The sequence below is a fragment of the Aminobacter sp. P4_D5 genome, assembly GCF_056401815.1.
In genome coordinates, this window is record NZ_JBFUIP010001362.1 from 1 (window position 1) to 525 (window position 525).

Sequence of the window (525 nt, forward strand, 5' to 3'; positions counted from 1 at the left end):
GCGTGACGGAGGTCGTGCGGCCCACGCCCATCGCCGTGGGCGCCATCTACATCGCCCGCGGCGATGCCGACATGACCGTCAGCCTGCGTGCCGCCGGGCCCATCGTGCTGCCGACGCCGTCCAGCGCGGAGCATCGCTGGCATCCCAGCGTGGACCGGCTGATGGCGAGCGCGCTCGTCCATCTCGCGCCCGAGCGGCTGATCGGCGTGCTGATGACCGGGATGGGCCATGACGGCGCGGCGACCATGGCGGCGCTGCGCGCGGCCGGCGGCCGCACTATCGCGGAATCCGCCGAGACGGCGGTGGTCTGGGGCATGCCCGGGGAACTCGTCCGCGCCGGTGGGGCGGACCTCGTCCTGCCGCTGGAGGAGATCGCTTCGCGCATCATCCACCTCGTGGCCACGGCATGAGCGAGAACCTTCTCCTGAGCGCGGCGGAGCTGCAGCGCCTCTGTGCCTTCCTCTACCGCGAGACGGGCATGCTCTTCGGCGAGAGCAAGCGCTACTACATCGAGCGGCGCTTGGC

General features: G+C 71.8%; 1 protein-coding gene and 1 pseudogene. Both read left to right on the forward strand.

The features are described from left to right. Positions 1-410: CheB methylesterase domain-containing protein (locus AC1DWF_RS38420; RefSeq protein WP_476843641.1), on the forward strand; the 410-nt coding region annotated here is incomplete at its 5' end. Next, positions 407-525, forward strand: a pseudogene (locus AC1DWF_RS38425) (CheR family methyltransferase); the annotation flags it as partial. The gene AC1DWF_RS38420 and the pseudogene AC1DWF_RS38425, both read left to right, overlap by 4 nt.